The sequence below is a fragment of the Paraglaciecola mesophila genome (genome assembly GCF_009906955.1).
GTDB lineage: Bacteria > Pseudomonadota > Gammaproteobacteria > Enterobacterales > Alteromonadaceae > Paraglaciecola > Paraglaciecola mesophila_A.
The window spans coordinates 1894042-1908881 of the sequence record NZ_CP047656.1 but is presented as its reverse complement, the minus strand read 5'-3'; the positions used below and the strand labels follow the sequence as shown (position 1 = coordinate 1908881).

Below are 14840 nucleotides of genomic sequence, written 5' to 3'. Positions count from 1 at the left end.
TAGTGAAGTGTGTAATGTGTTATAACTAAATGATTATAAACAAAAAAGCCAGGTATTAAACCTGGCTTTATCAAATTCGTAAATTGATCAGTTGGTTGATGCTGTGGTATCGCCACCACCGGCACCACCGGCACCCACTCCCGTGCCTGTTGGTGTTCCTGCGCCAACAACACCACCCGCTGCGGTAGCTGATGAAACTGTTGTTGGGTCAGCGCCTGCAGCAATCGCGGCTAACAAGGCATCGTTAGGCTCTATTTCGCCTGTAGTCACGGCAGAATCGATGACATCTTGAGCAAAGCTGGGGTAAAGGGTTACGGCAAGTTGAATGATATCTGCCGCATCACTCGGGAAAGTTTCAATAGCACCCTTGGTGCTGTCGGTGAGTTTATTAAGATTCACCATATTACGCATAAAATTAACGCTAATGCCTTTATTTAAACCAACCACTAATCTTGCCGTGCCACTAATTAACGTGTCTTCCTCACGTGTGACTTGGGCAATCGTCTGGCTAACCGCGTCGTCGAGTGCGACACCGTTGTTAATTCGCGACACTATTTCCATATGTATAGAACGGCCCGGCTGATTTTCATCACCGAACAGAATATTTTCCTGTTCCGCCGCTTGTGTGACTGTTTCGGCTTGTTGAGCGCTTGCAAATGGCACAATCACCGCACTAGACAAAAGCAAATAGGTTAAAATATGTCGCATAAAAGCTCCAAAATAATAGGCTGTGAGAGTAAATCTCACTCAAAGCCCCATAATGATAAAATTTGTTACCTAAAAAAGCAATATAATACAAAGGTCGACCAGGTAAAAAAACGAACCTTTTCAGTGTATTGCTATCAGTAGTTAATTGCCCGTTAAGTAAGTGTTAACTGACCATTTATGCTTTATATTTAATGGGTTACTTGGCTTTAACCCAATACTTAAGTCATAAAATAACGTGCTTTACCCTGAATTTATTCGCGCTTCATACTTTGGTATCAGTTGGTATACCTATATGGTAACCCTGTAAATGATCGACAAATAAATCAAGCAAGCATCGTGCCTCTGCTTCATCTTCGACCATTTCAGCGATGACTTGAATATTTAGCCCATGGGCAATATTGACTAACGATTGTACAAACAACTGATTATCTGGCTCGTTATGAATATTACGCACGAAGCGCCCATCCAGTTTCAAATAATCTGGCTTTATTTTGCGTAAATGGGTAATCGCGGCTAATTGTGCTCCAAATCGCTCAACTGTGATCCTTACCCCGCGAGCTTTCAACACAGCGATGAGGTGAGTAAGATCGTCTGTGCCATTGACTAAAGCTCGCTCTGGTATTTCCAGCACCAGCTTTGCACAGGCAGTTCGTTCTTGAGGAAGGGCATTGATTAACCACTGATGAAAACTCGTTTGGCTTAGGGACAAGCGGGACACATTTAAGCCAATGGCATGGGTTTGCGTAGTCAACTGTTTGAGTGCACTGGCGATTAATAACTCATCGAGTTTTTGCGCATAGTTAAGCCTGACTGAAGCAGGTACTAATTGGCCCATTGGTAAATAGCGCTGCGCCTGCTCACTGTTACCTGTTACAGCGTCTGCATTAAAGCGTGCAAACCACTCATTATATAGCGTGTCACCTTGACGAGTTTCAATCGGCTGGGCGACAAAGTCTGCGTGATTCTGTTGTAAAATAGTATTTAGCTGAGTTCGCCATTCGGTATTGCTATGGTGCAGGTCTTCTTGCCGGGCAAGCTGCCATCTGTCGGTGGTAGCACTGGCCCCGGATAACGCATTGTCGGCTCGTTCTAACACGTCGGTGCGAGAGTCACCAAAATTAAACGAACCCACACCCACATGGGCGGTACCTAAACGATATTCGCTTTTTTCAATGGCGTTGAGTTGTGAAATTATGCGTTGCGTAAAAGCAATACACGTTTGTTGTTCGGTATCTTCTAGTAGCAATACAAAATCAGCCCCTGACATTCGGTATACGTCACCATTTAATTGTGAATGGGTGAGCACAGTGCACAGTTCCTGACTCACCAATTTGACGTATTCGTCACCCGCCTGATACCCCAAATTACTGTTTACTTCATTTAAACTGGTTAAGCGCACAAGCAGTAAATACCCTTGGGCGTGTTGTTCACTGTCAGCCAGTAACTGTTCGAACGCGAGCTCAAACGCGCGCCTGTTGGCCACGCCAGTCAGTAGATCTTTGTAGGCAAAATCACGGTAACGCTCGGCTTGGCTCGATAGTTGGTTAAAGAGCTTGGCTAATTGCGCTGACATGCGGTTGACCGCTAACACTATGCGCTTTAACTCAGGGGTACGTGGAATGAGGCCAATTTGCTCGAATTGTTGTTTACTGATGGCATCGGCCTGCTTAACCACAGCTAATAATGGCGTGGTGATCATCTTTACTAAGGCGTATAACAATGTAAGTGCGCCGATAAACACGGCTAAAATCATCCAAAACGCTTGTAGCGCATTTTGCCATAATTGTTGGTAGCCAAACCCAGGATGGCTTTTGACTGTCAAGGTTCCTGCCATTGTCCAGCCATCATTTACATCAGTTGTGCTTTCAGGCGGGTTAAGAGGTAATAGGTTACGAAACCATAAGGGCACCCCCTCCACGGAATCAGGGTTGTGTTTTTCAATCAGTACATTGCGCTTTGCATCTCGTAAGATCATGCTTTGATAAAAGCCACGGTCAAAAATAGCATTCATCATGGTATCGACCACGGGCAAGTCATCTGGGGTGGCCGTATAAGGGGCAATCGAGAGGCCAAGTGAGGTAGCGGTGTCTTGCGCGTGTGAAGCAAGTTGCTGAGCAACAAAATCTCGGGTGTTATTCGCGTTGATCCACAAAGTGCCGATAAAAACGAGGATCAGCACAGCCAGTAGGCTCAAGCTTAATTGTCTAGACAGTGGCATGGTCGGTTTCCTTAAGCATTTTTAATCGCCCAATTGCATTCGTTTGTTTAAATCGTTCCATAAATTGTTATTGCCTCCTTGTTGTACTTTTTGCCCGCGACCTTGCTCTTTAGCCAGCCATAGGCCGTCACCATTAAAGCTGTAAACGGGTAATAAGTCCCGTCGTCGAGAGGCAGGTAAAACTCGTCTGTTGATGTTGTCGAGTACCAAGGGTACTGAGTTGGCTTCTTCATAATAGGCCAGCACCATGTGTGCCTGACGCAGGCGGGTGGCGGTAACGTACATTAGGCGCAATTTTTCCGCGGGTACGCCTAATTCTTTTAAACTGAAATACTTAGCAATAACAAAGTCTTCGCAATCACCACCCTCAGTGGCTAAAAACTCTACGGGTGTTGCCCAATAATCATCTTTCCCCCAATGATCAATGTCATCGACAAACTCAAGCTCATTAAAAAAGTTGTTAACCTGATAAAGTTTTTCATCTATGGGTAAGTTGTGGCTTGTGCTTAGCAATTGCTGCCAGTCTCTCACGCGTTCTAGGGCATCGTCGTCATACTGGTTTCGCACTTTCTTAAATAGGGCGTCATTGAACACAATGTTGCTGTCCGCTGCTGCGCGCAACATAAAAACAATCAACACTGTTGTAAAGAAATAGCCAAAAAAACGCATGAACGAAATGGGATCCTTTATTTGTTTTTATTGCAGGTTATTGTGTGGTGATTGAGCCGTATGAGTATTTCATTGATTCGATCAAACAGGTCATCACGTAAAGCAAGGCTACGATTGAAATAGGCATATTTCTCTACCATAGGCTAATTTAGCCATGATTATCAATAGTATGCTAGCTGATTGATGATTAGCAAAGTATTCTTATTTAGTTGCTTCATCGAAGTCGAATCAAGCACGAAGTTGTTGATATTACTTATGACGTTAGCTCTGAGGTATTTGGCAAAGATGATTAGTGGTTTATTTCATACCTTTTCCAGCTACTATAACGTTGTGTATGGTTTATAATGGATAGAATTATTACCCTCAACTGTTTTCGATAATTGGGTGCTGGTTTCTATAAATGTATTCAAGCCCTGTTAGCTTTAGTTGGTATATGTATTTAAACGGCAAGAGGATAATTGATTATGTATCAGATAGATAAGACAACGTGGTGCGGTAGAAGCTTGTTCGCCATGTTCTTTGTTATCAACGTGCTAGGTTGCTCGCACTTTCATGCCCCACAGAAAATATCAGCAATAGATCAAATCGGCAGTTTTCTTATTCAGGAAGTCAAGGCGCAGCAACTCTCCAGCCGCTCAGAGATAATCAAACTGTTAGACAACCCAGCCTATTCAGTTAAAAAATCTAACCGTTTCCTCATTAAACATAAACAGAATGTTGCTGCACTCCTGCTGCAAACAATGCATTCTCAAAGTGTGACGCAGGCAATTGTTGACTTAAGTGAAAGCCATGCAACACAAACTAAAGAATGGGTCACACTTGCACTACAACTTTATCCTATAGATGCGTATCGCATTGTAGAGCAGCTTTATGCTGATTCAGCGATAAAAAGTGCGACCCTAGAGTCCGCAGCGCTATTGGCTGGCTTAGACCCCGCAAGAATCTTCCCAGCAACAGCGTCGAGTAACCTAGATTACCGCATTGTTCCGCTCATCCATTCGGCCAGCTTAACGGTATACAACCAAACTGAAGAGACCAATACACGGGTGTGGTTTAAACCCAATTCGACAACGCAATGGTTACCCGCTCTATCATTGCAGTGGGAACCAATCCAAGGGGCTATGTCGGGTTCAATTGTGCATTTAGCCGCGCAGACCGAATACGATGTAAAACTGCAATTCATTAAAGAGAACGAGGTGGTCGATGAGAAGTTGTATTCCTTTCGTACAAGACCAAATTCGCCACCAATTGATCCAGAAAAAGTCTATTCCCTTGCTGATATATACAAAGGGGGGCAACTTAATTTAACTGCTTTGGGCATTCAAGGTTCTGAAGATGGATGGGCGCTAATCAAAGGCGATGGAGTAGAGATTATCGCATCAGAAGGGGACAACGCCGCCATTGATATTGGCAGTCAGAGCTACGTTAAATTTGAGAATATAAACGTCAAAGGAGGTCGCCTTTACGGCATTAGCGCTAAGAAGGCACATCACGTGTGGATTGACGGCTGTAACATCTCTGAGTTTGGCAGAATCGCGGGAGAAATGCGTGATGGTGTCGCGTATGAGAATACAGAAAGCACCAAGGCGATAAACTATGACTCTGGCATTTTTCTGCAAGAAACTGGTGTGGTGACCATTGAAAATTGCGAAATACACAGCCCAAATGAAAAAGCCAATCATTGGGGGTATGGTCATCCCTATGGCCCAAGTGCCTTGTTGTTAGCAGCTCGACATTCAGTTGAAGAATATCGAGGGCAATACATTGTACGCAACAACCGCTTTTACGGCAGTGACAAGCATAGATTTAATGACGTCATTGAAAGTCGTGCAAATGCTCGGGCTTGGGGCGGCTTCCTCAGAGACTCAGCTATTTATAGCAATTACCTTGGTTATGCCAACGACGACATCATTGAACTCGACGGTGGGCAAAGTAACGTACTGTTTTACAACAATGAAATAGAGCAGGGGTATTGCGGAATAAGTGCCATACCCAACATGTTGGGGCCAAGTTATATATTTAATAATTATATTCATAACCTAGGGGACGAACGTCAAAAAGCATGGGCGGCGATAAAACTTGGTGGCTTAATGTCTACGCCAGCTGGTATTGTGAATATTTTTGAAAACTTAGTCGTGACAAACAGTAATGGGATAGCGGCTGCAGGGTTTAATGGGGATTATACATTTTGGGCGAATGTAAAAAACAACGTGCTCATTCACGATAAATACTGGAGTAAAATGGGGCAGGGGATTTATGATATAGAACAATTCAGTGGTTCCAAATTCACCAATAACCTTATATTTAATACCCGTATCAGTGCACCAACTGTTCTCGCCAATATAGGGGAGAATTTTTATCACCCTTGGTCAGAACAGACAGATATTGCCGAACAAATCAAGGATTCAGGAGCCAGTTTCAATCTAGAGCTTGAGCAGCAATTTTTCATTCCCAATTTTTCTCAAACTTCAAATTTGATGCAAAATACCTTGGCTAATACCAATGCTTCTGTAGATGAAACAACGTCAGAATTTACAATCAATTTTGAACACCTTCCAATTAAATCATTTGATACCCAAGACAAAGACGGCGATTACCAAATTAGTGACAATGGGGGCGCTATTACGCTCTATGGTAATACATGGAAGAGTGTACCTGTGTATGTGGTGTTAACACCTGAAACCGTGTTAGAGCTTGAGGTAAAAAACAACGGTTTTGGGGAAATAGTGGGTATCGCATTTGAAAACGACAACGCATTAACAAGTGCTAATGTGTATAAATTTGCCGGTAGCCAGAAATGGTCAAACGATACGTTTAAATACACTACTATTGACGAGTTTGAAACCTTAAGTATCCCTGTTGGCAGCTTAAATATTGAAACGTTCGACCGACTAGTATTGGTTATGGACGATGACAAACCGGCCAGTAAAGCTTCACAAGTATCCTTTAAAAATCTCAGGTTTATTGAGCCTAAGGCAATCCAGCAGAGTGACATTAACTCAGTAATTCGAGTGGGGAAGTGGAGCGAATGATAAAGCAGGGCTAAAATTTGGTGATTTAAGCGATAGATCCTATATTTGAAATGCATTGAGACTTAATGTGTTGCTATGGGGCTGTTTTTCGCTACTTATTCAGTGAAATTGTCTGCTAACAGGAACACCATTAAAGATGACTCGTTTACCATCAATAAGGACTGTTTATGAAAATGATAATCTGGGTTAAATATGTGTGCATTTTCTCTGTCGTGTGTATGTCCCATTTCGCCCACGGAGCGTTGATTACTCGAAATGATTTCTCTCTCGATACCTCCACCAATATCATTACAGGCAACGGACTAAATTGGACGCGCTGGGACACCCTCGCGGGTGTGTCTATCAATCAAGCTTTAACATCATACAGTGAAGCTGGTTGGCGACTCGCCTCGAGTGACGAGATGATAGGCATGTATAGTCATTTTATTTCTGGAATTGACTGGCACAGTGCTCAAGACGAAAACAGCGAAGTAAGCGACTTCATATCAGTGGATGATTATCAGAATTTAGTCGCTATCTTTGGTGTCAGCCAGAATGCGTTCGGTGGTATTTCAAACATAATGTTTGGCAATGACTTGGATAACGACGGAGCGTATCGCTCAGCAGGAGCATATTACACCGATAGTGAGCCTGCAGCTGGGATATATTCTGATAATAGTCGTCATTCGGCGGACTTTTCAGCTAGCGATTTTAGTGTACAACTAGTCAGAGCGATAAACGTAAGCGAACCCAAACTATTTCTTCTCGTAATGTGCGTGCTTCTTTTCTTGGGTATGTCTAAGTGTAAATCTACTCGATTGTAAGTGAGCGCAACATCGCGCCATAAACCAAGTTTGTCTTGCCCGTTTAGCGAACTACTTTAAGGCTAATCGCAATTTTAAGCGAGTAGCCTAACAATAGCTTCAAATAGAGGAAGCAATCAATTTCCTTTTTAACTAAATCTACCATAGTTCATACGGGAAGACCTCGACTAATGCTTTTTGTCTAATAGCTAAGTCAGGAATAGGTTCAGAACGCAATGTTTTTGCCTCCTCGATGCTTATTGTAGCTTGATAGCTTGAACGCCCAGTTCCCTGATAATAATCGTCATACTTAAAGCGTGTTTCACCACTACCAGAGTCTAAGAATAATGCATTTCTACCATATGCTTCAGCTAGTATTATTCCATGCAAACTCGAACTGATTACTGTCTTAGCTTTAAGGATTTCCTTAATAAATTCACCTGGATACATTCTTGGACTTACGATTAAATCTTCATATCCTTTGTAAAACTTTATATCGTCATTGAGTTGAGGAACAATTACGAATTCTTGAGAGGCACCGTTTGGGCACATTAATTGCTCTGGATAAAACAAAGGAGCCAATATCGCAGGATCTCCATACACTTCGGGACATGATATGTTTTTGGATAAAAGATAATCTCGAGTCAAAGGACCACGAACACTTCTCACATCTAGTGATGAGTAAGTGTGCATTTTTTCGTCCACCTTACCGTTGCGCCCAGTGCCCCATAAAACATCTCCATTCTGTGCGAAGTGCAAAACAGAACCAATTGAAATTAATTTGCTTTTCTTGTTTATTTTGTCTAATACGAACCGGTTTTTCAAATGAAGCATTTGCTGCACGATATCTAACGCCAAATAATCCCCAATATTTGGGGCTTCAGTCTTCGGTTGCCAAAAGTAAGCCAAGTTTCTCGCCTGCTTATCAATTTTATTCTGGTAATATCTGTCATTTGACTTACTACTAAATATGTTCACGAATATGTTTCTCCTAAAACGATTAACTTTAAGTAATTATTTCCTGCTACTTTTTATTCTTTAAAAACATTCCCTTCGCCACGCGTAATTGCTCATTAGTGTGCTTATAGAAAAACATAAAGCCGAAAGCTGGGTAGCTAACACAGCCGATCAATATCAATAATATTAATAAAATAACTTGGTTAGCGATTACTGGTTCTAAAATATTTTTAAAAAACATAATGCAAACAAACATAGCCAGAGCGCAAAGGTAGGAAGGTAAGATACAGAATGCTAATTTTTTAATATCAATGCTAACGTGTTTTTTGACTATTTTAAATCGCATAGGCAGTACTAAAAAATTCGAAACAACAATGCCTATGAGCATTGTTGTTATACCAAACCAAATGGTACACCCAGCAACAATTACGCTATTAGTTACGCTTATTATGGTTAATTTAAACGCATCAGCCGTTTTACCTTGTGATACGAGTAGAGTGGGTAAAAACCAACCGATAATTGCGGGAAACATAACAAAAGCCGAAATGCTCATGAAAACAGCACTATCGCTAAACTTTTCTCCGAATATAATCGTGACAAACGGATCGGCAATAGCTGCAAGCCCCATGAACATGGGCATGACAATGGTCGCTGTAATGACCACTAATTTTATATATAGGTCTCCTAAATTCGTTCCTTCTTCCACTCGCGAAAAAGCAGGTACAACCATGGAGTTAATAGAGCCCATCGTGATTTGATTTATCATGGTTTCGCCACGTTTAGCGGCGTTTAGTAACGCGAAATTAGCTGGACCTAACACTAAACCTGTGAACAGCGAAACACACTTTTGATTGACCATAGATAATACTGCCGCCCCCAAAAGTGGCAAGCAAAACTCTCTCAGCTCCTTTTTATCTTCTTTGTTGAAATAAAACTTTGGGCGGAACTCAGCGATAAGTGAAAAAAATACTAGTTCTAAACTGGCAAGTACCAAACGACCAACGACCAACGACCACAGTCCATATTCTAACTCGGCTAGAGTGATGATCACGATAGCGGAAAGAATCGAGGCGATCAGCTTAGCGTAGCCCATTTGCTTGTTTTTAAAATCTCTCACTAATTTACCGTTAAACACTACTTGTAGGCTCAACAATATGGTTATGGGCGCAAGACTCATAAAAACGAAAGCCGCTATATGAGAATAGGTGAAATAGGCAATCGGCGCGCCTATGAAAACTAAACCTGAAGCGACTAAAAAAGCTAAACCGACAACATACACCATAGTGCTGGACGCGTATTGTTCATCCCAGGTTTTACGCTGTACGATATTTTGGTTAACACCAGCATTGATTGAAACGTTAGCGAACTCAATAAACAACATACAAAAAGCGACTAAACCAAAATCTTCAAGACTAAGAATACGCGCTAAATAAACAAACACGAGAAAATCAATAACACTGATACCGGTTCGTGTGATTGAGAGCCACAGTCCTCCTTTAGCGGCTTGTTTCTTTAACGACATTTACTCACTCTCATTTTAATCCTTTCATCCTAAATGCTCTGATGAGCATTCGTCCAAATACTTGTTCATCTGTTTTTAGTAATTTTCACTCGCGAGAACGGTCAAGCTTCGCTTTATATTGTGATCCGATCATGCCAGTACAGGCATTAATAGTGCCAACATTAATTTGCAAATTTACACGGTTTATTTTTACCTGCGATTATTGCATAACGTAAGTGACCGACGCATTGTAATGATTTTTTATATCAAAATCATGACATTACCCGGCAGGCAGTTTGCGTTATTTAAAGGGGCGTCTGATAAATGCGCGTTACCCAATTCAAGATGGCGAAATAATACGCGTATCTTGCAGATTATTAGGTGCAAAATGTTCAATGCGGGGCGCATAATATAATAATTTAGCGACCGATTCTTGGTTAAATCAGCGATAAAGATAGATTTACCAAAAGTTTAAAATACAAAGCCTAGAGTGTATTGCATGGTGTGCAGATAACTCTTATTATCATGCGCCAAATGGATGAATGAAATCGGATTATTATGAAGCATCGTCAAGATATTGATGGTTTAAGAGCGTTAGCTGTACTTGCGGTGGTCCTATTCCATTTCGGCGTAACTGGGATGTCAGGTGGTTACGCAGGGGTTGATATATTTTTTGTTATCTCAGGTTTCCTTATCACGTCTATTTTAATGAAAGACGCGGAACAGCAATCAATCAGTTTCCTCGGATTTTACGAGAAGCGCATTAGACGACTATTCCCGGCGCTCTTCGCGACGATTCTTGCTTCGTTTCTTGCGGCGTATTTTATTTTCATGCCTGATGAGTTTCGAGAATTTGGGCGCAGCGCTATTGCGGCGATAGCTTATCTGTCGAATGTGTTTTTCTGGTTAAGCAGTGATTATTTTCAAGGCTCATCTGAATTAAGCCCACTATTACACACATGGTCACTGGCCGTCGAAGAGCAGTTTTATTTAATTTTCCCAGTGGTTGTTTGGGCCAGTTATAAAGCAGGTAAACGTGTTTTTTATTGGTCTGTCGCCGCGTTGTTCGCAAGCTCTTTTGTGGCTTCAATTTGGTATATTGATACGTCGGCAAGCACTGTATTCTATTTATCACCCTTTCGATTTTGGGAGCTATTAGCTGGCTCCATTGTTGCTATCGCATTCAAAGAAAACATTGTGCCTAATGCAAAAGCTGCCAGTTGGTTGAGTGTGTTGGGTTTGGTGTTGCTGATTAGCCCCATTTTTATCTTAAATAAAGAAAGTCTCTTCCCTGGTTGGGCGGCGGTTCCGTCTTGTTTAGGCACGGCATTGCTTATTTGGGCAAACGATCAGAACCAATGGATTGGCCGCTTTCTGAAGCTTAGGTTTATGCAGTTTACTGGCAAGATTTCCTATTCCATGTACCTATGGCATTGGCCCATAGTGGTGTTTTACGGTTACTGGATCATCAGAGAGCTTGTTTGGTGGGATACCTTGTTACTTCTTCTTGTCACTTACGGCATAAGTCATTTGTCATGCAAATACTTAGAAGGGCCATTTAGGCTAAAACGGGGGAATACACTAAAGCCGCTAAAGGTGTATTCAACGTCTATTGCTTTTAGCGCTGTTATTTTTGTACTGGGTGTGATGGTGTGGAAAGGCGATGGTTTTAAAAGTCGCTTCCCTGAGTTCGTCGAGCAAGCCAACCTAAAAGACTCTCACAAAAAAAGTGGCTTCGCCGACTGCTTTATCAAAGAAGATCAGTTTTACTATGACAGCTGGCGTTACGATACTTGTGTCATGAAGACGCCGGGGGCAACGGACACGATCTTATTGTGGGGAGACTCCCATGCGTTTCACTTAATTGGCGGCCTAAAAACCATCCAGCAAGTGCTAAATGTTAATATTGCGCTGTATGCAAGTGCAGGTTGTTCGCCCCTTTTTGATACAGATATTCCACGTAACCCGCAATGTCGAGTCAATAATGAGTTCGTCAAAGAGTTAATCGATAAGCATGATATTAGCCGCTTAATTCTGGCAGGCAATTGGGCGTGGGCTTTTAAAGTTGAAGACCCAGATATCGATTTGTCGAGTGTGCAGAGCACCTTCAATACGCTGACAGAATGGAACAAAAAAGTATTTATTGTTAATCAAGTTCCTATTTACCCTGTACAAAATCCGGCATTTCTTGGTATGCGCTTGGCGACGTCGTCAAAAGCACCGGCAGATTACCTATTAGCGCCAGAATATGGGGTTGAGGCATCTGAACAAATTAAGGCACTATTACCAGATAAAAACGTCTTTAGCCCCCAAGACTTGTTGTGTAAAAAAGGAAAATGTCTGATATATCGCGATAACGAAATAATGGTCAGAGATAGGGCGCATCTTTCAAATGCAGCGAGTGTTTATATTGTGCAATCCATGGCCGCAAAATTAGAAGAAGCGCTGGGTTTACCAGAGCCTAGCGATACCCGCCTCAACGTAGAAGGTGAATAAGCTTCTCTAGTACTCCAAGGGAACGCTGCACCATGAGCGAATGTCTTTGTGCTCATTCGGTGCAAAGGGTATTTTCTAGAACGCGCAAGTTGCTAGCAACTTGCGCGTTTTCGTAATAGGGGAAGGGTTTTAATCTTATTGGAATGACTTAAACAAGGCTAACCATTTATCTTGGATGGATTGTGGGTCAGTCGTGGCAGATAAGGCAACGCTTTCTAATGACATTTGTTTGTATAACGCGTCACTTTCCAATATTTTTCGTATGCTGTCTCTGAATGAAGTTTGATCGAATGGCTCGATGAGAAAACCATTTTTACCATCAACAACAACAGACTGTGCGGCATCAAATGTATTAAACAATACTATGGGTAACCCTTGGCTTCGTGCTTCGATAAGTGATTGCCCATAACCTTCATAGAAAGATGTCATAATGAACACACTGTACTGTGAAAGTGTCGCTGCCACATCGTTTGTTTTACCCTTAAACTGAATGTTAGGGTGTGCAGAAATCTTTCGCTCTAATTCCCTAACTTCCTCAGCAGAGCCCGCACCGTATATATCTAACGTCAATTCAGGAGCCTGAGCCATAATCTCAACCATAGCGGTGAAATTCTTTTGATTCTCAGAAATTCTACATATGGTCACAAGTCTGTTGTCATGATGTTGTCGTGGAGCGGCGCTAGGTAACTTACATGCTCTGGGAATAATAAACATCTTCTGGTCATTAACCGCAAAGCGTTTAGACAAGGCGTGTTGGTCAAAAGAGGTATAGAGCGTCATGGCGTCAACTCTGTCCAGAATCTTCTGGGCTAGCGCTTTTAATATTCGCCCTTGAAACAATTTCTCGACGCTATTTGACTGCACTAATACTATTTTAGGTTTGCGTTTTGTAAGTAAAAAAAACAGTAGATTTGCAGGATGATAAGTGATCACTATGTCATATTTTTCACGCATGACGTGACGATAGAACACCCACGCTTTATTGAAGGTTGCTAAAAATCCAGCGTCAAACATAAGCGGCTTTTTAATGTCAAATTTACTGCACGCTAGGGCGATTTCCTCTACTGGTGGCTCTCTGTTATACAACTCGTAGAAAGTGATGTCGCTTTGCTCTACCGAACGTTTAATTGACCTAACTAGGTTTTCGATACCACCAAAGCCTGAACATCGGTTAGGGTGATAAGACAACACAGACAGTTTTTTCATAATAATAAACTAAGTACTCAATATTAATTGCGAGTGTATTGTTGAATTTTAACATTCAATAAGGTTGTGCCATTGCTGTGCTATCACTGAATCTGCATACGTGTGGTTGGCTAAAGCAATAATGTCTTCCCGTGGGAATGGAGTAAGAGCAGACAATGCCTCGTCCCCAAAATTCGCGACTAGGTGCACTAAAGGAAACTCTTCTTTAACGCTTCGGCCATATTCAGAATCCATTAAAATGACATTCGCACCATAGGAAATAGCGTGATAAAAGGTTCCACTTACGATCATGGCATCTTCTTCATGCCCCAGAATAGCAAACGTAACACTCGACAATAGCTCGTTTAACTCTTCCACTTCCATAAAGCGGTTTTCGTAGCTGACTTTAGGCAATCCACTTTTGATCAACGTGTTAATTTCATTGGTAAGCGCTTCGTTTTTGCACTTACCAATGATTTTAAGCTCTCTGTCTGGGGCCCAATTACGAAGAATCATTGGAATATTTTTATAGGGTTTGACATTGCCGAATATAAAATAATCGAATGGTGCGACTGTGTTAGAGTCAGTTTTTTTATAAAGGGGATGAGGAATAACCACAGATCTGAACTCTTCTATCGCTCGATGTGTAACTATGTCGTCACTGAAAAAGCCGATAACCCAGCACATCACTCGATAACATAGTTGACTATGTTCCAAGTGAGGCTTGTAATTATGGCGAACCCAAATTATTTTTTTATAGCATAAGTTGTATAGGGCCATGCCAAAAATAAATCTTAATGTTTCCACTGCCTCTGGCAAAAAACCTTTTTTTAAACAAGGGTAATCTTCAAACCAGTTTAATATTAAAACGTCAGATCTCTCTCTTTTTAACACCATTCTCAACAAAGTTTTAGGTGAGAAACCGACAAATTTCACATCATTAAACTTACTTTCCAGTATAAGTGACAAGTTTAATAAGTACTCATTGTCACCTCGAAATATAGGGAAAATATTTATACGTTTAGTAGCTTTGGGGTTTTGCATTGTGTAATACTTTCTCTGCTCTTAATGTGTCAGCGGTTTTTTAACTGCAATATTGTCAACGAAAATGATGCACTTAAAAGCAATGATTACGCCATACTTGCATTTCTCGACAAGGCTGAAATACCTTAATGCATATAAATGGTAAGAGTACTATGTAAAGCTCCATATTATGGCCTTGACTCAATTGAAATCCTTGTAATGCCGTTTATGACAACCTTTTACGACGTACATCAAATATTGACCCTATT

Annotated in this window: 10 protein-coding genes; 3 read left to right on the top strand and 7 right to left on the bottom strand. The window is 41.5% G+C overall.

Features of this window, described 5'->3' with window-relative positions; genetic code table 11:
- Window positions 1–87 precede the first annotated feature (87 nt).
- The 3 genes from FX988_RS08140 to FX988_RS08130 form a co-directional block, all read right to left on the bottom strand.
- Entirely contained in the window at window positions 88–708 is a 621-nt protein-coding gene (locus tag FX988_RS08140) for a hypothetical protein (RefSeq protein ID WP_160179167.1), read from the bottom strand.
- A gap of 262 nt (window positions 709–970) precedes the next feature.
- Window positions 971–2926, bottom strand: a complete 1956-nt coding sequence (locus tag FX988_RS08135) for an EAL domain-containing protein (RefSeq protein ID WP_160179166.1) — start codon at window positions 2924–2926, stop codon at window positions 971–973.
- A gap of 21 nt (window positions 2927–2947) precedes the next feature.
- Window positions 2948–3595: a transglutaminase-like cysteine peptidase gene (locus FX988_RS08130; protein ID WP_160179165.1), complete on the bottom strand. Its 648-nt coding sequence runs from the start codon at window positions 3593–3595 to the stop codon at window positions 2948–2950.
- Between the two features lie 464 nt (window positions 3596–4059).
- On the opposite strand from FX988_RS08130, the gene FX988_RS08125 reads away from it, so the two are divergent.
- Both FX988_RS08125 and FX988_RS08120 read left to right on the top strand, forming a co-directional pair.
- A complete protein-coding gene (locus FX988_RS08125) occupies window positions 4060–6627 on the top strand; it encodes a right-handed parallel beta-helix repeat-containing protein (protein ID WP_160179164.1) in 2568 nt (855 codons plus the stop codon).
- A 167-nt stretch (window positions 6628–6794) separates the two neighbouring features.
- Entirely contained in the window at window positions 6795–7430 is a 636-nt protein-coding gene (locus tag FX988_RS08120) for a hypothetical protein (RefSeq protein WP_160179163.1), read from the top strand.
- 138 nt (window positions 7431–7568) lie between these two features.
- On the opposite strand, the gene FX988_RS08115 is transcribed toward FX988_RS08120, so the two are convergent.
- On the bottom strand, window positions 7569–8387 hold the full coding sequence (locus FX988_RS08115; RefSeq protein ID WP_160179162.1) for a polysaccharide pyruvyl transferase family protein: 819 nt from the start codon (window positions 8385–8387) through the stop codon (window positions 7569–7571).
- Between the two features lie 46 nt (window positions 8388–8433).
- A complete protein-coding gene (locus FX988_RS08110; protein ID WP_160179161.1) occupies window positions 8434–9888 on the bottom strand; it encodes an oligosaccharide flippase family protein in 1455 nt (484 codons plus the stop codon).
- A 537-nt stretch (window positions 9889–10425) separates the two neighbouring features.
- On the opposite strand from FX988_RS08110, the gene FX988_RS08105 reads away from it, so the two are divergent.
- Window positions 10426–12363 carry an acyltransferase family protein gene (locus FX988_RS08105; RefSeq protein WP_160179160.1) on the top strand — a complete coding sequence of 646 codons (1938 nt, stop codon included), beginning with the start codon at window positions 10426–10428 and terminating at the stop codon, window positions 12361–12363.
- Window positions 12364–12498: 135 nt separating this feature from the next.
- Here FX988_RS08105 and FX988_RS08100 read toward each other — a convergent pair whose 3' ends face one another.
- Together FX988_RS08100 and FX988_RS08095 are read right to left on the bottom strand one after the other, a co-directional pair.
- Window positions 12499–13569 carry a glycosyltransferase gene (locus tag FX988_RS08100; RefSeq protein WP_160179159.1) on the bottom strand — a complete coding sequence of 357 codons (1071 nt, stop codon included), beginning with the start codon at window positions 13567–13569 and terminating at the stop codon, window positions 12499–12501.
- A 48-nt stretch (window positions 13570–13617) separates the two neighbouring features.
- Window positions 13618–14265 carry a hypothetical protein gene (locus FX988_RS08095; RefSeq protein ID WP_254700758.1) on the bottom strand — a complete coding sequence of 216 codons (648 nt, stop codon included), beginning with the start codon at window positions 14263–14265 and terminating at the stop codon, window positions 13618–13620.
- Window positions 14266–14840 lie beyond the last annotated feature (575 nt).